14 protein-coding genes and 1 pseudogene are annotated in these 17,809 nt (G+C 37.6%); 7 read left to right on the forward strand and 8 right to left on the reverse strand.

Translation table 11 applies throughout. From position 1 onward, the window contains the following. The 3 genes from H6F32_RS13105 to H6F32_RS13115 all read right to left on the reverse strand — a co-directional run. On the reverse strand, positions 1-827 hold an 827-nt coding region (locus H6F32_RS13105), incomplete at its 3' end, for a Calx-beta domain-containing protein (protein ID WP_277875064.1). 1,027 nt (positions 828-1,854) lie between these two features. Further along, a complete protein-coding gene (gene purB / locus H6F32_RS13110) occupies positions 1,855-3,150 on the reverse strand; it encodes an adenylosuccinate lyase (protein WP_190369827.1) in 1,296 nt (431 codons plus the stop codon). Between the two features lie 109 nt (positions 3,151-3,259). Continuing rightward, positions 3,260-4,435, reverse strand: coding sequence for a glycosyltransferase (locus H6F32_RS13115; protein WP_199294566.1), 1,176 nt, complete (start codon positions 4,433-4,435; stop codon positions 3,260-3,262). Between the two features lie 113 nt (positions 4,436-4,548). Here H6F32_RS13115 and shc point away from each other — a divergent pair, with 113 nt between their 5' ends. Further along, a complete protein-coding gene (gene shc / locus H6F32_RS13120) occupies positions 4,549-6,462 on the forward strand; it encodes a squalene--hopene cyclase (protein ID WP_190369780.1) in 1,914 nt (637 codons plus the stop codon). A gap of 153 nt (positions 6,463-6,615) precedes the next feature. Here shc and H6F32_RS13125 read toward each other — a convergent pair whose 3' ends face one another. The 5 genes from H6F32_RS13125 to H6F32_RS13145 form a co-directional block, all read right to left on the reverse strand. Beyond that, entirely contained in the window at positions 6,616-8,229 is a 1,614-nt protein-coding gene (locus tag H6F32_RS13125) for an NAD(P)H-quinone oxidoreductase subunit 4 (protein WP_190369829.1), read from the reverse strand. 482 nt (positions 8,230-8,711) lie between these two features. Next, positions 8,712-9,632 (reverse strand): homoserine kinase, encoded by a 921-nt coding sequence (gene thrB, locus H6F32_RS13130; RefSeq protein ID WP_190369781.1) that lies wholly within the window; start codon positions 9,630-9,632, stop codon positions 8,712-8,714. A gap of 317 nt (positions 9,633-9,949) precedes the next feature. Beyond that, entirely contained in the window at positions 9,950-10,588 is a 639-nt protein-coding gene (locus H6F32_RS13135; protein WP_190369782.1) for a pentapeptide repeat-containing protein, read from the reverse strand. Continuing rightward, the gene (locus H6F32_RS13140) at positions 10,585-11,979 is read right to left on the reverse strand and encodes a DICT sensory domain-containing protein (protein WP_190369783.1); all 1,395 of its coding nucleotides are present in this window, start codon (positions 11,977-11,979) and stop codon (positions 10,585-10,587) included. Before H6F32_RS13140 ends, H6F32_RS13135 begins: the two co-directional genes overlap by 4 nt. Positions 11,980-12,012: 33 nt before the next feature. Then, positions 12,013-13,590 (reverse strand): photosystem II high light acclimation radical SAM protein, encoded by a 1,578-nt coding sequence (locus H6F32_RS13145; protein ID WP_190369784.1) that lies wholly within the window; start codon positions 13,588-13,590, stop codon positions 12,013-12,015. A 485-nt stretch (positions 13,591-14,075) separates the two neighbouring features. On the opposite strand from H6F32_RS13145, the gene H6F32_RS13150 reads away from it, so the two are divergent. From H6F32_RS13150 to H6F32_RS13175, 6 genes and pseudogenes are all read left to right on the forward strand, one after another. Continuing rightward, the gene (locus H6F32_RS13150) at positions 14,076-14,471 is read left to right on the forward strand and encodes a DUF1830 domain-containing protein (protein ID WP_190369785.1); all 396 of its coding nucleotides are present in this window, start codon (positions 14,076-14,078) and stop codon (positions 14,469-14,471) included. Positions 14,472-14,788: 317 nt separating this feature from the next. Then, positions 14,789-16,063 carry an adenosylhomocysteinase gene (gene ahcY / locus H6F32_RS13155; protein WP_190369786.1) on the forward strand — a complete coding sequence of 425 codons (1,275 nt, stop codon included), beginning with the start codon at positions 14,789-14,791 and terminating at the stop codon, positions 16,061-16,063. Positions 16,064-16,268: 205 nt separating this feature from the next. After that, positions 16,269-16,688, forward strand: a complete 420-nt coding sequence (locus H6F32_RS13160; RefSeq protein ID WP_190369787.1) for a XisH family protein — start codon at positions 16,269-16,271, stop codon at positions 16,686-16,688. Then, positions 16,676-17,008, forward strand: a complete 333-nt coding sequence (locus H6F32_RS13165; protein ID WP_104388591.1) for a XisI protein — start codon at positions 16,676-16,678, stop codon at positions 17,006-17,008. Before H6F32_RS13160 ends, H6F32_RS13165 begins: the two co-directional genes overlap by 13 nt. Before the next feature lie 20 nt (positions 17,009-17,028). After that, positions 17,029-17,444, forward strand: a pseudogene (locus tag H6F32_RS13170) (XisH family protein). Next, positions 17,432-17,761: a XisI protein gene (locus tag H6F32_RS13175; RefSeq protein WP_190369788.1), complete on the forward strand. Its 330-nt coding sequence runs from the start codon at positions 17,432-17,434 to the stop codon at positions 17,759-17,761. Before H6F32_RS13170 ends, H6F32_RS13175 begins: the two are co-directional and overlap by 13 nt. Positions 17,762-17,809 lie beyond the last annotated feature (48 nt).

Raw genomic sequence — 17,809 nt, forward strand, 5'->3', positions numbered from 1 at the left:
AAGGCACTATTTGACCAATATCCATTGGACACTCCTAATCCATCTGTACCTAATCCACTAAAGGTTGCACTGCTATAATCCACAATCAGTTTGTCAGTGCCATTGCCACCGTCATATATCTTGTTGCTGACTAGATTACTGCCCGTCGCTTCCAACTGATCATTCCCGTTGGTAATCGTTCCAGTCAATGCTGTGGTCGTGCCAATGATATAATCTGTCCCTGTTGCCAGGGTTAAGATGATAGTCTCGTCATTTTCTTGAATGTTGTCCTCAAGAGGAGAAATTGTTAGGGTAACTGTATCCGCTCCAGCCGCAAAGGAAACTGTTCCTGTAGTGGCAGTATGGGATGTGGCACCAGTCTGACTATAGTCTGTGTTGAATATAGCTGAACCTGATACGGTGTAATTGACGGTTAACGCACTGGCGATATTGCCTGTTCGGGTGAAGGTGTAGAGAATATTCGCCCCGCTATGTTCTGCTACTTTTTTGGTAGAAATCGCTAATGTGACTACTGGTTTTGTCGTTACCTCAGTAGTATCAATAGCTATTGACCATCCGCCTGCGATGTTGCCGGAGTCCACTCCTGTATCATCCACTATATACAGGCTCCATGTACCATTGGGGATGGTGTTGTTAAATACGGAAAAATCTATTCCATAGTCACCACTGGGAGCAGGAGAATTATTAAATGTGTCACCTGTTTCATAGTCTGTGGCTAGATAACTACCACTACTGATCTGACCTTGATCCGGCAGAAAATCACTGGCATTGGGGTCAAAGGTTAAGGTGACATTGTTTAAGTCCCAAGACCAACCTGCGTCTGACATTAACAAGACCTTGGCACCTGTAGGACCTATCAGTAGAACATCAAGGTCATCGGGATAAGTATGAGTAATATTGTTTAGGGTTACTTTCACACTCGTAATTGTGCCATTTAACCCCGAAACGTTGATACTTGACGGGTAGGTTGTTGCTGATCCACCATTAGGAATGGTAATTTCATTGGGATTAGTGAAAACTAGATTTTGCTGACTCATTTTAATTACTCCTGCTTTAGTTAGCACGCAGAAATCTTGCGTATATAAAAAAATGACTCTTATGTAGTATTCTGGGATCAGAATATCTGAAAATTAAACACGATTGTTCTAGTAATCTTACTATAAAAATCGTGTTTTTGGTAAACCAGTCAACACGAGTTCTATTTAAACCTTGATTTGATAACTGGATAACTTTTGATGGCGATCGCATTCTGTCCACCGGAGGCGATCGCTCCTGAACGCTCCACCATTTACGGAAATAATCACTGATATTATCAAGTTTCTTTCTCGCCAACAAGAAACCAGTTTATCAGAATCTCCCAATTTGCAAATTGAGAGGTTTATTAGATATTTATAAAAACATTAAACAAATAATATATTGGTTAGTAATTAATCGAGAACCTATTGGAGTTTCAGAACTACTAGAATATATACTATGAGAACAATATACAATCTTTAGAAGGTAAAATTCGCCTAGAAGAAATAGTAGAAATTTCTACAGAATATAAATATACACTACAACCTGTGCTGGTCGTTCTAGCCTAGGTCAAGATCGAGGAAAATTTACTGTTCCAGATGATTTTAATGCTTCTCTACCCTAAGATATTTTACTTGCATTTGAAGGCGGTGCAGAGTGAGGCTTTTATTAGATACTCAATGCTGGTGATGGTGGTTTTCTCAACCAGAAAAGTTGAATGAGAACGTAATTGAGTAAGTTGCGGATGAAACCAATGAAGTATCTGTAGCTTAAATTGACACCTATGATCTCATGCTTTACCCAAAACTTTGCACCCTGCACCCTGCACCCTGCAACCTCCTAAATACCTAATCTTTGATACACTGCTTCTAAATGTTCTAGATGATGTTTGGCATCAAAACAGGCTTCTATTTCTGCTGTTGATAAGTTACTGGTAACACGCAAATCTTGTTTTATCAAAGCATAAAAATTACCATCTGCTTTATTCCACGCAGTATGGGCATTTTCTTGTACTATTTTATATGCCTCCTCTCGCTTTAATCCCTTATCTACTAGGGTTAGTAATACTCGTTGACTAAATACTACTCCACCATAACAGTTAAGATTCCGTTGCATATTTTCAGGATACACTAACAGGTTTTCCACTAATTCAGTAATTTCATGGAGCATAAAGTGAGTTAAAATACAGGCATCTGGTAAAACAACTCGTTCTACTGAACTGTGGGAAATGTCTCTTTCATGCCATAGGGCTACGTTTTCTAATACTGCACCAGCATGGCTTCTCACTAGTCTAGCCATACCTGTGAGACGTTCAGAACGAATGGGGTTACGCTTGTGGGGCATGGCACTAGAACCTTTTTGCCCTTTGGAAAAGTATTCTTCCACTTCTAAAACGTCGGTTTTTTGCAGGTTGCGAATTTCTACGGCAAAACGTTCTATAGATGCTGCTACTAGTGCTAGTTGTTGCACAAAGTCGGCATGAATATCGCGTGATATTACTTGAGTAGATGCGGTATCAGGTTTGAGTCCTAATTTAGCACAGGCGATCGCTTCTACACGAGGTTCTATATTAGCATAAGTTCCCACAGCACCGGATATTTTACCTACGGCAATGGTTTGTTTAAGAGTTTGTAGTCTTTGTTGATGTCGCAACATTTCTGCTAACCAACCAGCGAGTTTAAACCCAAAGGTGATAGGTTCTGCATGAATACCGTGCGATCGCCCAATCATCACAGTATAACGGTGTTCTCTGGCTTTGGCACGAATTACATCAACAAATTCCTGTACAGACTTTAACAATAGATCCAAACTAGCTACCATTTGCAGTGCTAAAGCAGTATCTAGCACATCCGAACTAGTTAAACCTAAATGTATATAACGTCCTGCATCACCTACATACTCATTAACATTGGTCAAAAAGGCAATCATGTCATGGCGGACTTCTGCTTCAATTTCCAATACCCGCTTAGGGTCAAAATTCGCCTTAGCTTTGATTTCTGCAACGGCCGCAGTGGGAATATAACCAAGTTCCGCCTGAGCTTCACAAACTGCTATTTCCACATCTAGCCAAGTTTTCAGCTTATAGGTTTCATTCCACAGATTGCCCATTTCCGGCAAAGTATAACGCTCAATCACAATCACAGAATACAATACAACTGTCATATTGTATATCTATTGTGTAACAAGGAGTCAAAAGTCAAAAGTCGGGAGTTGAGAGTTAGAAGATTATTTTACCAATCACCCATCACCGATCAACAGGATAAACTCGTCCCTTCCACGCGCCTCCACGTTTTTGCCAATATCTCATAGCAGAGTCAATGGTCATTAAGGTATAGAGTATAGAAATAACAGGTAAACTTAATGCAAATATAGGTTTACATTTGTAAAAGCTAATAATGGGAAAATAGGCGATCGCCATTATTAATGATGTCAATAATCCTACAATAATTATCCCTGGTTTGAGCATAATTAAACCTATAATTATTGCTAATATAGGCATAACATAAACTATCATCATGCCTATAATACTTAAGCTAAGTAGTAATGGTGAATAATTAAGTTGAGTATATGCTGTTCGTGCTACCATATCCCAAATTGTGTCTAAACTATTATATTCTCGTAAACTAACAGTTAGGCTACTTAGTCCTAACCAAATTTTACCTTGATTGGATTTAATTCTATTAGCTAGAGTACAATCATCTATGAGAGCATGACGAATACTACTAATACCACCTATATTATTTAAAGATGTGGGACGGATTAAAATACAACCTCCGGCGGCTGCGGCGGTGCTTTTTTGGGGGTTGTTTACCCATCGGAAGGGGTAGAGTTTTTGAAAGAAAAATACAAAAGCAGGTATAAGCAATTTTTCCCAGAAACTTTCACATCTTAATCGCACCATTATAGATACCATATCTAGATTTTCCTTTTCAGCCTTGGCGATGAGACGACATAAATTATTAGGATGATGTTCAATATCAGCATCTGTTAATAGAATATAGTCAGGTGTAAGTTGGTTAGCAAATTGAATACCCTGTTCCAAAGCCCAAAGTTTACCAGTCCAATCTGATGGTAAAGTTTGACTAGTAATTATTTGTAATTGTGCAGTTTTATCAAGGGCGTAAGCTACTCCTTCCGCAAAATTGGCTGTACCATCGGTACTTTGATCATCTACCAGGATAATGTTAAATTTGCCAGGGTAGTCTTGTTGGAAGAGCGATCTTAAACTTATAGATATTACTTCTGCTTCATTACGCGCTGGGACTACAATAGCTATGCTAGGTAAAGTATTTAATTGAGGTATAATTGTTTCTAATCTTTCATCTACACGCCAAAATTGTCCCCAAAATAAAATTAAAAATAACCAAATTACTAAAGATAACAGTGATAAACCAAAAATAATTTCTGTAATTCCGCTCATAAAGACTTGCCAACTTGCACTAATTAAGACAGAATACAATATTTGTTAATTTTAGCAAATAGTTAGATCCCCTATTTCTTAAAGAAGTCGGGGATACAATAAATGAGGATGCGATGCAAATACAAGATCAAGGAAAAGTCCAGCAAGTTACACAAGCCATAACTGCTAGTCAAAAATATCTACTTTCTCAACAATATCCTGATGGTTATTGGGGGGCTGAATTAGAATCTAATGTAACAATTACAGCGGAAGTAGTATTATTACATAAAATTTGGGGAACTGATAAAATTAGACCTTTACATAAAGCCGAAAATTATCTCCGTCGTCAACAAAAAGATCATGGTGGTTGGGAATTATTTTATGGTGACGGAGGCGAATTAAGTACATCTGTAGAAGCCTATATGGCTTTAAGATTATTGGGAGCGCCTGCTACAGATCCGGCTTTAATAAAAGCAAAATCTTTCATTTTATCAAAAGGTGGTATTAGTAAAACTCGTATCTTTACTAAATTACATTTAGCCTTAATTAGTTGTTACAATTGGCAAGGTTTACCTTCCTTACCTCCAGGAGTAATGTTATTACCAAATAACTTCTTTTTCAACATTTATGAATTATCTAGTTGGGCGCGTTCTAGTACCGTACCTTTATTAATTGTCTTTGATCAAAAACCCATTTTTAATCTTGATAATCCCATCAATCTTGATGAATTATACACCGAAGGAATTGAGAATGTAAAATGGGAATTACCCCGTGCTGGTGATTGGAGTGATATATTTGTTATTTTAGATCAAGGTTTTAAATTATGCGAAAGTATTAACTTTTCACCATTTCGAGAAGAAGGTATTAAAGCAGCAGAAAAATGGATTTTAGAACGGCAAGAAGTTAGCGGAGATTGGGGAGGAATTATTCCCGCTATGCTAAATTCTTTATTAGCTTTAAAATGTTTGAGTTATGATGTCAATGATCCGATTATTTATCGTGGTTTAAAAGCAGTAGATAATTTCGTTATTGAAACTGAAAATACCTATTGTGTCCAACCTTGTGTGTCTCCAGTGTGGGATACGGCTTGGGTAATTAGAGGTTTAATTGATTCTGGTTTTCCTCATGATCATCCTGCAATTGTGAAGGCTGGAGAATGGTTATTAGATAAACAAATATTAGATTATGGTGATTGGATAGTGAAAAATTCCCAAGGGAAACCTGGGGCTTGGGCGTTTGAATTTGATAATCGCTTTTATCCTGATGTGGATGATTCCGCAGTAGTTGTGATGGCTTTATATCAAGCGAAATTACCCAATGAAAATTTGAAAAAACAAGCCATGAAACGCGCCTTAAGTTGGATTAGTTCCATGCAATGTGATCAAGGAGGATGGGCAGCTTTTGATATTAATAATAATCAAGATTGGCTTAATTCTATTCCTTATGGTGATCTCAAAGCGATGATTGATCCAAATACGGCAGATGTAACAGCTAGAGTATTAGAAATGTTGGGCGTTTGCGGTTTAAAAATTGAGGATGATAAGCTGGAAAAAGCCCTAGATTACTTATTAGCTGAACAGGAAGCGGAAGGTTGTTGGTTTGGACGTTGGGGGGTAAATTATATCTATGGTACAAGTGGAGTTTTATCGGCTTTATCTGTGACTAATTCCCAAAAATATCATCGTTATATGAAAGATGGTGCACAGTGGTTAATTCAATGTCAAAATAGCGATGGTGGTTGGGGTGAAACCTGTTATAGTTATAATGATCCTTGTCTTAAAGGTATAGGATTTAGTACCGCTTCTCAAACTGCATGGGCGTTAATTGGTTTAATAGCAGCAGGGGAAGCAACGGGTAATTTTGCGATGGAGAATATTAACGAAGGTGTGAATTATTTATTAACTACTCAAAAGGATGATGGAACTTGGGAAGAGTCTTATTTTACAGGTACGGGTTTTCCTTGTCATTTTTATTTGAAATATCATTTCTATCAGCAATATTTCCCGTTAATTGCGTTAGGAAGATATAGTAAGATAAATATGAATTGATTTCACTAAAACAAGAGGGATCGGTTTTAAATTAAAAATTTTTTAAGTTTTTTTAAAGTTCAGATCCCCGAGTTCTCTAAGAAATCAAGGATCTGATAGACAATTCCCCTATAATTGATGATTTAGTACCAAGATATTCCTTGGTTTAAATAATTACTTGACTATACTAACGGAACTTTCTACTTCAGCAGCAGCTAAGGTTGGGGCTGTGAAAATTTGCGAATACAGGTTTGCTGGTTGTTCACGTGCTAATACTGGTAATACTTGACGTGCATGAGCAGCAACTTCTATTGTTTTTACATCATAGGTTTGTGTCACTAATTTAGGATACAAACCAATACCAATGATGGGAATTAAGAAACAAGCAGTAATGAATAATTCACGAGGTTTGGCATCCAAAACCACAGGATCTAAATGTAATTCTGCACTTTGATTTCCATAGAATACTTGACGTAACATGGAAAGTAAATAAATAGGAGTGAGAATAACACCAACTGCGGAAAGGAAAATAATAACTACTTTGAAACTGGAACTATACACATCGCTGGTGGCAATACCTAAGAACACCATTAATTCTCCCACAAAACCACTCATACCTGGTAATGCTAAAGAAGCCATAGCGCCGGCGGTAAATAAGGCGAAGGTTTTAGGCATAATTTTGGCTATACCACCCATTTTATCCATTATTAAGGTGTGGGTACGTTCATAAGTCACACCAGCAAGGAAGAATAAACTAGCAGCTATTAAACCATGGGAAATCATTTGTAGCACTGCACCACTAATACCCAGTTCTGTATAGGATGCTAACCCGATGAGCACAAAACCCATGTGAGCAATAGAAGAGTATGCTAAACGGCGTTTCAGGTTAGTTTGAGCAAAGGCACAACAAGCACCATAAACTATATTCACTACTCCTAAAACTGCTAACATTGGAGCAAAGGTAACATGAGCATCGCTTAACATTTCCATGTTAAAACGAATTAAGGCATAACCTCCCATCTTCAATAATACACCTGCTAAGATCATGGATCCGGGTGCTGGTGCTTCACCATGAGCATCAGGTAGCCAAGTATGCACAGGGAAAATTGGTAGTTTGACACCATACGCTATTAAGAAACCTGTGTATAGTGCTAATTCTAAGACTTGAGGATATTCTTTTAAGCCTAATTCTGTCATGTTGAAGGTGAAGTTATCACCATAGAATGCCATTGCAAAACCGCCAATAAGAATAAATATGGATGCTGCGGCAGTATAAATGATAAATTTAGTTGCTGCGTAACGGCGGTTTTGTCCCCCCCAAATGGAAATTAGTAAGTAAACTGGTACTAATTCAATTTCCCACATCAAGAAGAATAATAGTAAGTCTTGGGCGAGAAATACTCCTAATTGAGCGGAGTACATTACCAACATTAATCCGTAGAATAAACGTGGTTTTGTTTCCACTTTCCAGGCTGCAAATATCGCTAAGGTATTAATTAAGCCTGTTAGAAGAATTAGCGGCATTGATAAACCATCAATTCCCAATGACCAGTGTAAACCTAGTTGTGGTAGCCAGGAATAGTTTTCTACCATTTGTATGGCAGAACTTTGAAAGTCGTATTTCTGCTCCAGGGCAAATATCATTAGTAATAAGTCTGCAAATGCTACTCCTAAACCATACCAGCGTAAGGTTTTACCCTCTTTGTCGGATATCATCGGAATGCCTAGACTGGCCACTAAGGGCAACAGGACTATGGCTGATAACCAGGGAATTTCTATATGATTCATCACTGTTAATAATCAGTTTTCAGTTTTACTTTTGATTTTATTATATTAAGGAATCGTTACTTTTGTAAATATTTTTTATTGTTTTTTGATGATTTTTTGATTGTTGTTGGCCAAATTGTTGATTTTGGGCTGGTTTTGATCAAAAAATAGTTATAAATACTTACTAAAATTAGGATTTTCCTATTCTAAATATAAACTTTTGTAACGTCAATAGAAAAACGGTAACTAATGTCACCGCTTTCTGTTATTTTTAGGGTTTGGCAAGAAAGTCTTTTTGTGCACAGTGTCAGGTAAGTCATGGGCTAAGAGTCAGTAGGGGTTTAGCACTGCTGATTGATTTATTATTTTCTGTAGCAATTTTTTCTAGTGTTCTTTTAAGGCTTGATATTGCCAGTTTTCCTGATTTTTACTCATAATTCTAATTTTGCTATAACTAATTTAATTGTCATAGTGCGATCGCTTAAGGATCACACCAAACTAGCTTAATTATGAACTATTATCGCCCCTTGGGTATCTAGTGCCAGCGATCGCACTATAGCAGTAATACCTTGATCACTCCAAGCCTCAGTTATTGCATTTTCTACTGGCTTAACTATATTCTTGTCAGCTAATGCTAATAATGTAGGACCAGCACCACTAATTACCATACCATAGGCACCAGCATCTATAGCTGCATTATTTACCGCCTCATAACCGGGAATTAATGCTTTTCTATAGGGTTGATGTATTTTGTCTTGTAACGCAGTGGTTAACCATTCTTCTCTATTAGTTGCTAAACCTCGCAATAATAAACCAAAGTGGGCAATATTAAAAATCGCATCTCCACGGGAGATTTGAGGAGGTAAAACTGACCTAGCTTGAGAGGTAGACAGTTCAAAGTTAGGAATTGCTACCACTGGAATTATATGCCGATGCCAGGTAATATCACAAATTTCCCAACCTGTGTTACTACTAGCTGCTAAACGACAACCACCCAATAAAGCAGGGACAACATTATCAGGATGGCCTTCTATAGCGATCGCTAAATTCATTAATTGCACATCAGATAGAGGTGTACCAGCCATATAATTTGCAGCGATTAAGCCGCTAATAATAGCTGTAGCAGAACTACCCAAACCGCGTGCTAGGGGTACACCTAAATTAATCTCAATGCTTACCGGAGGAGGTGGTTGTTTGATATAGTCATACAATCTGATAAAAGACTGATATAACAGATTATTTTCATCAGTTTGCACACCTGCGGCTTCTGCACCAGAGACTTGAATCATCAGTTTTCCCGATGTGAGAGTGGAAAACTTAAACTCATTATATAATTGCAAAGCAGCACCAATACAGTCGAAACCAGGACCTAAATTCGCTGTAGTGGCCGGAACTTTCACAGTAAAATTAGATATTACAGACATCCAAATTCAATCTTCAAAACCATAACTAAGTAAACCATTAGCATCGCATATAAGGGACGAAAAATATTAAAATTGTTTGGAGTGCAGGGAGGAAATTCTTTATTATGATAGGGTGGCGTGGCCTATTCTGGGAGGGGTTTAGCAGTGCTAAACCCCTCCCAGGAGAATCAGATAATTAAGTTGTTTTGAGTATAGTTTAGTAAACTTTAACTATTAGCCTGGAACTTAAGTTCCATCTGGGTGCAGTAGCTAAACACATAAGCTATCTGTAGCTTAAATTGATACCCATGAATCTCTTGCTTTACCCCTACTGACTCCTAATAATCTTTTTCTAAAACCGTACCCAAGAAACAAACTCTATCCAAGTTTGCACCACTTAATTTTACTGCTTCTAGTGCTGCACATAGTAAATTAGCACCTAAAAGGTTCGCACCAGATAAGTTAGCTCCCCGTAAATCTGCCTCTTCTAAATTCGATTCAGCTAATAAAGCTCCTTGTAGGTCCGCACTAGATAAGTCCGCGCCTTTGAGATTAGCAGATTTAAGATTAGCACCTCTTAAATCTGCTCCGCGCAAATCTACACCTTGAAGATTAACATTCATTAAATTCGCACCACTTAAAAAAGCACCTGCTAAACAAGCATCACTCAAGGTTGCTCCCATTAAGTTTGCACCTCTTAAGTTACTACCCCTTAAATCAGCACTGGTTAAATTTGCTTGCATCAAGTTCGCACCCATTAAATTCGCACGCAAGTTTGTTTGGGATAAATTTGCACCCATTAAATTTGCTCCTGCAAAATGCGCTGACTCTAAATTACAATTGTTAAAATTTGTCCCTACTAAAATTGCCCCGGCTAAATTGATTTTGCTTAAATTTAATTCAGAAAGATCCTCATCTTCTAAATTTGCACCAGCTAACTGAGAAATTTCTCCTGATCTAATCGCTTCTATGTTCATTGTAGGTAAATTTTCATTTGCTGACTATGTTTATTTTGTACATCCCATCGAGAATCGAGTAACCAAATACTACTACTATATTTAGGTTTCAATAATGGCAAGTCTAATCCTTGTTGTAAACCCATCACTAATAAAGTTAATGTGTCTACAAGTTTAGGATCAAATCGGGTAGACTGTTGTTCACGACAATGATCTAGGGCGCGAGCAAATAGTTCTATACCTTTGTCTTCTGAGTATCTATACTGATTGACTCGCCATTGATATTCTGCTGCTAAAGCTAAAATTCTTGACTCTAAAGGAATATCATCCCCTGCTAAACCTGTGGGTTTACCTGTACCATCCCACCATTCGCTTTGATGGGTGATAATTTGCGCTACTGCCCTCAGTCTAGGCATGATCCGTAATGCTTGCACTCCGGGTATCAGGGAACAGGTAAGTGGACAATTAGGATCATCTGCATATCTACTGGAATTACTGTGATTAATCATACTTTCAGCTTTTTGCATGGGATCTATGCGATGCAGTAAAGCTGCTAGTCGCAATCTTTTAATTTGCCATGCAGGTAAATCCAATAATTGCCCCATTGTTTCCACTATTCCAGCTACTTCTGTGGCTGCCATAGGGTTGTTAATGTCTGATAAGTCCATTAACTGTGCCATCCGCAGCAAGGCTTGAATTTCGTTGGATACTAAGTTTCTATCTAATGATTCTACTTTTTTAGTGGTAGCAGTGTAAATATGGTCTTGTTCAATTTTGAGGTAATCAATTACACGACTTACTACTGTACTCACGTCTTGTACAGAAGATACGGTAGTTGTAATATTATTTACATCATTAGTCAATTTTTCTGCGAGTTGCGGATTATACTTTTGGATGTGGGCGATCGCTAAATTAGCTGTTTCTTTGACTAATTCTGGTTCAAAAGTCCATAATCCATAAAATTTCCGTTCGAGATCCGTATTTGGTATACCTCTACAGCTATAATCAGCCTCAGATAACTCTTGACAAAGTACCATAGCTGTGTATTCTGGTGATAAAATAATCAAGTGCCACTCTTGGGACACAGAATCACCTGGTTTTAATCCTACCAAGTCCACATTATCTAGTTTACTGGTGGGATGTTCTATAAAACCAGCGTCATCTGCGGCCATAATGACCACAGCGCGACTATGTTTAGCAATATCAGTATATCTTTGTGCCTCTTGGGCATACCATTTACCCTGCTGAAAAGCCGCTATAACTAAAGGCTGATCATTTTTAGTTAATACATGATCTTCTAAAGCATGGCACAGAGAAACCAAGGTATTTTTATAGTACACACCAAAATGAATGGGGCGGGTACTATAACGATGGGAAGTTTCTAGCTGTTGGAGAATTGAACCGTATAACATGAACTTCTAGCACTGCTAAGGAATAGATAAAATTTAAGCTCTTATGGCTGCAAGTTGTTTGCTTTGAGGTTCTATTGGTGCAGAAAGCGCTGTTTCCAAATCAGCACAACCTAATCTTGTTTCTAAGATATTCATTACTTCTCTACCGAAATCATTAGGGTTTTGTTGCCATGCTTGTAAACAGACTTCACCTAAGAAAGATCCTAAAGGTTCAGGATTCCACAAAAGTTTTTTTGCTGTCCAGGGCATTAAACTCATAGGATTATACCCTGATTTGAGGATACCTTCCTTCAAGGCATATTCTTCTAAATGAGTATGGGGTTGTAAACCGATAAAGAAAATAGCAGGTTCCACTTTATCAGCACCAAAAATTCGTTCTAACTCACGATGATAAGCGATAGTTTGACGGATGGTTTCATAAGTTTCATCTATTACATTAAAGGAATAGTTCACTGACACTACATCCTTAAATCCTGCGGCTTTTAAATCACGGCAATTTTGCAACACGGTACGTAAATTATACCCCATTCTCATTTTCCGCACTAGTTCTTGAGAACCACTGGTAATGCCAATCTCAAAATAATTCATACCTGTTTTTACCATTAACTCACACAACTGAGGTGTTAAGTTATCAGCACGAATATAGGCTGCCCAATGAATATCCTCCATCCCAGATGCAATGATTTTATCCAGGAGTTCCACTGCATCATCTATAAATCTCCGGGCGGGAATAAACTGAGCATCGGTAAACCAGAAGTTGCGAATACCTCTATTATATAATTGTCGTATTTCTGCTACTACTTCATCACTAGAATTAATACGGACTTGTTTACCTTCAACAACAGTGTATACACAGTAACAACAGTTATGTGGACAACCTCTTTTAGTTTGCACTCCTATGTAAAAATCCTGATCTTGTAGATAGTAATTAAATTCTGGCCAAATACTGCTGATATAATCGTAGTTACAGGCTGTTTTTTCTAGGGGTGTGGGTTGTTCATGAATTAGTCTATGCCTTGGTTTATTTTCACCCACTACATAACAACGTTCATCGCTAAAGTCTTGACCTTTTAATAGTTTGGTGAGTAAAGTTTCTCCTTCTCCGACAGAAATAATGGTTCCCTTGGGTAAACTTTTACCTAACTGTTCATAAAATACACTGACTGCCCCTCCTCCTAATACAACACGGGCTTGAGGATGATATTTTTGCGCGCGTTTTAACCCACCCTTGACTAAGCCTAAATTACGCCATAATTCTAAATAATAAGCGATAAATATGCGTAGTCCACCTAATGCACCACGTAGTTTAATGAAGGGATTTTTTGCATAGTAAAATTCAAAGGCATTTTGTAAAGGGTTACCACCTCTACCGCCTACGGGTGCATATATTTGAATATCTCGCCAGGAGAATATTAATAAAGTGGGTTTAAAATCATCAATACATTGATTAAGTGCGTTGGTATAGTCTAAAGGAGGAACCGTTCCCAGATCAAAAATGCGCTGTTCTATGTGGGGAAATTGTTTGTGAACATGATCGCTGAGATAAACTACCCCAATGGGAAATATGGGGTTACAAGGAAGACGAACATAGAGAATTTTATCTGTAATCATGGCAGTTTTGGGGGAAGTTGAGGGTTGACATTGGATGACATTTATGATATGGAGAGTGTTGATATGAGAATATGAGAGAGTTTATTAAGAAAAGTTTCCGATATTTTTAGAATAACATCGAGTTGAGGAATTAGGGGAGGATTTTTAGTATTAACGTAAGTTGCCAGTTAGATGAAGTAGGGTGCGTCAGAATCTTAAAATTGGTAATTTTAACCTAAATTATTCTGTCTGACGCACCCTACAGACTATAAAATATCTGAAAATTAATAACTGGCAACTTGGGTTATTAGGCCTGTGCTGAAAATTAAATATGCGTTTTCTGCAACCCTTGTAAAGAGGTTATATAGAACAGTCTATTTACATCTTTAGATATAAATAATGCAGAAAATCTCAGTTGGTAGTAGGAGTTACAACTTTAGGGGATCATCAGGTGTTAGGTTGGTGGATGTAATGTAAGATTGTGGCGTAAAAGCTCCTCAGCAGTTATGGCTCAAATATTAGATCCTCTACCACCGGAGCATTCGGGAAAATTTCTCTGCTGCTACGTCAATGTCACGAGTAAAATACAGGTTGCTCGCATCTGTAATATTCCTAACTGGTACTTTGAAAGGGTTGTATTTCCCGGACAAAAACTAGTTTTTGAAGCTCCTCTGGAAGCACAAATGGAGATTCATACTGGAATCATGGCTAGTGCTATTATATCGGATACTATCCCGTGCGATCGCCTAGCTATTAGTGAACCTCAAAATCATGGGGAGATCACGGAACCACCAGTAAGTAATAATTCTCATAACACCACTGTAATGAATGCGGAAATTAATACAAAAATTGCTGATACAACAACCCCTTTAGAAACGGTCAAATTAGCATCTGTGGAATAAAACAAGTTTTTTCAGAAAATTTTTGTCTAAATGTGGGTTGCTGAATATAGCAACCTTTTTCATGGAGTCACTAAAGAGGTTCTATGGAATGTCTCTACAAGGGCAATTTTCAGCAGTTAATATGCTGTTGATTATTAAATGCTGGGAAATATGGTTAGTGGCAATAAATTTTTGTTAAAGTACGTAAAGCCTTAAAAATATAATTTTGGATCTACACAAGAAGGTATGTATACACAAATTCGTGGTAAGTTTTACCTGTGTAGTTCCTTGATTGATAATTTTTGTGGTAATTTTTCGTTTTTTAGAGGATAATTTTCATGACTGTAGCTGCTCCCTTAAAGCACGAGGTTAAAGACCTCGCTCTCGCTCCCTTGGGAAGACAACGTATTGAATGGGCTGGACGAGAAATGCCCGTATTGAAGCAAATCCGCGATCGCTTTGCTAAAGAAAAGCCTTTTGCTGGTTTACGCTTAGTTGCTTGCGCCCACGTTACTACAGAAACAGCACATTTAGCGATCGCTCTCAAAGCCGGTGGTGCTGATGCAGTTTTAATTGCGAGTAACCCCTTATCAACTCAAGATGACGTAGCTGCAAGCCTTGTAGCTGATCATGGTATTGCTGTATTTGCTCAAAAAGGCGAAGATAGCGCCACTTATAACCGCCACGTGCAAATAGCATTAGATCATCGCCCCAACATCATTGTTGATGATGGTAGCGACGTGGTAGCAGAATTAGTTCAACATCGTCAACACCAAATAGCTGATTTAATTGGTAGCACCGAAGAAACCACAACTGGTATTGTGCGGTTACGCGCCATGTTTAAAGAAGGCGTTCTTACATTCCCCGCGATGAACGTCAACGACGCAGACACCAAGCACTTCTTTGATAATCGCTATGGTACTGGTCAATCTACCTTAGACGGGATTATCCGCGCTACAAATATTTTGTTAGCTGGTAAAACTGTTGTCGTTGTCGGTTATGGCTGGTGTGGTAAAGGAACAGCCCTCCGCGCCCGTGGTATGGGTGCAAACGTCATCGTCACCGAAATTGACCACATCAAGGCAATTGAAGCCGTTATGGACGGTTTCCGCGTGCTACCAATGGCGGAAGCAGCACCTCACGGTGATATCTTCATTACTGTCACAGGTAACAAGCACGTCGTTCGCGGTGAACACTTCGATGTGATGAAAGACGGTGCGATCGTTTGTAACTCTGGTCACTTCGATTTAGAACTTGATTTGAAATATTTAGCTGCTAATGCTAAGGAAATCAAGGATGTCCGTCCTTTCACAGAAGAGTATAAATTGACAAATGGTAAATCCGTAGTTGTACTCGGACAAGGACGTTTGATTAATTTGGCTGCTGCTGAAGGACACCCCAGCGCGGTTATGGATATGAGTTTTGCTAACCAAGCTTTAGCTGTTGAATACCTGGTGAAGAATAAGGGTAGTTTAGCTGCTGGTTTGCACTCTATTCCTAGAGAAGTGGATGAAGAAATTGCTCGTTTGAAGTTGCAAGCTATGGGTATTTTCATTGATAGTTTGACAGCCGAGCAAATTGACTATATCAATTCTTGGACTTCTGGAACGTAAGTCATTTAGTTGATTTTTTGGGGATAGGCGTTTTGCTTATCCCTTTTTTTATTTAACGAACCACGAAGGAGCGAAGGAAACGAAGGAAGAGGGGAAGAAGAGAAGAGTTAATCTTGCACTGGGATTACTTTTTTTGTTTCTCACGCAGAGGCGCAGAGGCACGGAGAGAGGATATAATAAGGGGAGGGTGTTATTGTAAGTTTGTATGTCAGCAAAAGATTTTTTTCACAATGCAGTTAGGTTAGCTTTAGAAAAAGATGATTGGTTAATTACTCATGATCCTTTATCTTTTGAACTTACTGAAAAAGTTAAGGTGAGAATAGATTTAGGTGCAGAAAGGTTAATTACTGCCCAGAAGGGTAATCAAAAAATAGCTGTAGAGGTAAAAAGTTTTATAGGACTTTCAGCTATTTCTGAATTTCATACAGCTATTGGTCAGTTTTTAAATTATAAGGTAGTATTAACACAGAAAGATCCTCAAAGGATATTATATCTAGCCATATCTCAAGATATATATGAAGGATTTTTTCTAGATTCTTTTATTCAAACTGTTTTACAAACTTATGACATTAAGTTATTAGTGTTTGATGTGAAAAGGGAGGAAATCTTACTATGGAAACATTAAATTATCGAGAAATAGTTAAAAATTTCATTCAAAAGTATGCACAGGAAGAATGTGTAGAAGATTCAGAAAATATCGAACTTGTTTTTGATACCGAAAGGGATGTTTATTTATTATTGGTTACAGGATGGAAAGATGAAGAGAGAATTTATTGGTTTCCCATTCATATTAGTATTAAAGATGGAAAGATTTGGATTGAAAGGGATTTTACGGAAGAAGGAATTCCTCATCAATTAGTTGAGTTAGGTGTGCCGAAATCAGATATTGTTTTAGGTTTTAGATCACCTTATGTGAGACAGTTTACTGGTTTTGCATCGGTTTAGATTTTTTATTCATTGTTTTTATGTCAGCAAAAGATTTTTTTCATAATGCAGTTAGGTTAGCTTTAGAAAAAGATGGTTGGTTAATTACTGATGATCCTTTAAGATTTATAGTAGATACTATAGAATTTCGTCTTGATTTAGGAGCGGAAGGACTTATAGCAGCAGAAAAGGAAGGTCAAAAAATAGCAGTTGAGATAAAATCTTTTTTAGGTCAATCTCAAGTTACTGAATTTCATATAGCTTTAGGACAAACACTTAATTACCGTTCTGTTTTAAGAAAAAAAGAACCCGACCGCATTTTATATTTAGCTATCGGTAAAGAAATATACAAAGAGTTTTTCTCATTCCGTTTATTCAAGAAATCATTGCTGAACACCAATTAAAATTACTGATATTTGAAGCTATTAAACAGGAGATTGTTTTATGGAAGGAATGAATTATCCTGAATTAGTAAAAACTGTATTAGCAAGACATACAGAAAATCATGCTTCCAAAGGAACAGAAAAGGAGTTAATTTTTGATTGTGAAAGAAATAGTTATTTAGTAGTTTATGTAGGATGGGAAAATAATGAAAGGGCTTATGGGACAATTATTCATGTAGATATTAGAGATGGAAAAATTTGGATTCAGAGAGATTTTACAGAGGAAGGGGTAGCTAGTGAGTTGGTAGATTTGGGAGTACCCAAAACGGATATTGTTTTAGGTTTTAAGCCACCTTATATGAGACAGTTTACTGATTTTGCATCAGTTTAGATTTTTTATTCAATTTTAATAACTTGATAATAGATTGATTTTTTGGGG

The organism is Anabaena sp. FACHB-1237, from assembly GCF_014696225.1.
Classification (GTDB): Bacteria; Cyanobacteriota; Cyanobacteriia; order Cyanobacteriales; family Nostocaceae; genus FACHB-1237.

Excerpts from the sequence above, each read along its gene's own strand:
- H6F32_RS13115 (WP_199294566.1), bottom strand. The coding sequence starts at position 4,435 with ATGAGCGGAATTACAGAAATTATTTTTGGTTTATCACTGTTATCTTTA.
- shc (WP_190369780.1), top strand. The coding sequence starts at position 4,549 with ATGCAAATACAAGATCAAGGAAAAGTCCAGCAAGTTACACAAGCCATA.
- H6F32_RS13125 (WP_190369829.1), bottom strand. The coding sequence starts at position 8,229 with ATGAATCATATAGAAATTCCCTGGTTATCAGCCATAGTCCTGTTGCCC.
- thrB (WP_190369781.1), bottom strand. The coding sequence starts at position 9,632 with ATGTCTGTAATATCTAATTTTACTGTGAAAGTTCCGGCCACTACAGCG.
- H6F32_RS13135 (WP_190369782.1), bottom strand. The coding sequence starts at position 10,588 with ATGAACATAGAAGCGATTAGATCAGGAGAAATTTCTCAGTTAGCTGGT.
- H6F32_RS13140 (WP_190369783.1), bottom strand. The coding sequence starts at position 11,979 with ATGTTATACGGTTCAATTCTCCAACAGCTAGAAACTTCCCATCGTTAT.
- H6F32_RS13145 (WP_190369784.1), bottom strand. The coding sequence starts at position 13,590 with ATGATTACAGATAAAATTCTCTATGTTCGTCTTCCTTGTAACCCCATA.
- H6F32_RS13150 (WP_190369785.1), top strand. The coding sequence starts at position 14,076 with ATGGCTCAAATATTAGATCCTCTACCACCGGAGCATTCGGGAAAATTT.
- ahcY (WP_190369786.1), top strand. The coding sequence starts at position 14,789 with ATGACTGTAGCTGCTCCCTTAAAGCACGAGGTTAAAGACCTCGCTCTC.
- H6F32_RS13160 (WP_190369787.1), top strand. The coding sequence starts at position 16,269 with ATGTCAGCAAAAGATTTTTTTCACAATGCAGTTAGGTTAGCTTTAGAA.
- H6F32_RS13165 (WP_104388591.1), top strand. The coding sequence starts at position 16,676 with ATGGAAACATTAAATTATCGAGAAATAGTTAAAAATTTCATTCAAAAG.
- H6F32_RS13175 (WP_190369788.1), top strand. The coding sequence starts at position 17,432 with ATGGAAGGAATGAATTATCCTGAATTAGTAAAAACTGTATTAGCAAGA.